This window comes from Mesorhizobium sp. CNPSo 4688 (assembly GCF_057784295.1).
Genome location: NZ_JBWLUY010000097.1, coordinates 1 through 564 on the forward strand (window position 1 = coordinate 1; position 564 = coordinate 564).

Consider the following 564-nt stretch of genomic DNA (forward strand, 5'->3'; position numbering starts at 1 on the left):
TGCGACTTCCGCGCTGGTGACGCAGTTTGTCATGCACAACAGCGGGGCGCTGCCGGAAATCAATCTGCAGAACTTGGTAACGTCGCGACCGGTAGCAATTGCTGGGGTCGCATCTGTCATCGACGGCGACACGATCGAGATCCATGGCCAGCGCATTCGCTTCAATGGTATCGATGCACCGGAGTCAGCACAGCAGTGCGACGACGCGAAGGGCTTTCGGTATCAATGTGGCGCCAGGTCCGCCACCGCTCTCGATGCCTTTCTCGCCGCCTCGCGACCGACCCAGTGCACGTTTGTGTCATGGGATCGGTATGGCCGCTATGTCGGCAATTGCCGGCGGGCCGATGGTGTCAGCGTCGCCGCCTGGATGGTCGAGAACGGCCAAGCTCTTGATTGGCCGAAATACAGCCAAGGTGCCTACGCCATGCTGCAGGAGAAGGCCAAGGCGGCAAAAGTCGGCATCTGGGCAGGAACGTTTGAAGCGCCTTGGGATTGGCGTGCCAAGCATCGCGCTGACAACGAACCGCCATCGACGATCGCTCCCCTGCTCGCAGCGTCGCCCAG

General features: G+C 61.3%; 1 protein-coding gene. It reads left to right on the forward strand.

Annotated elements, in window-relative coordinates; genetic code table 11:
• A partial coding sequence (locus AC04SH_RS34950; RefSeq protein ID WP_488481882.1) for a thermonuclease family protein occupies nt 1-564 on the forward strand: 564 nt, incomplete at both ends.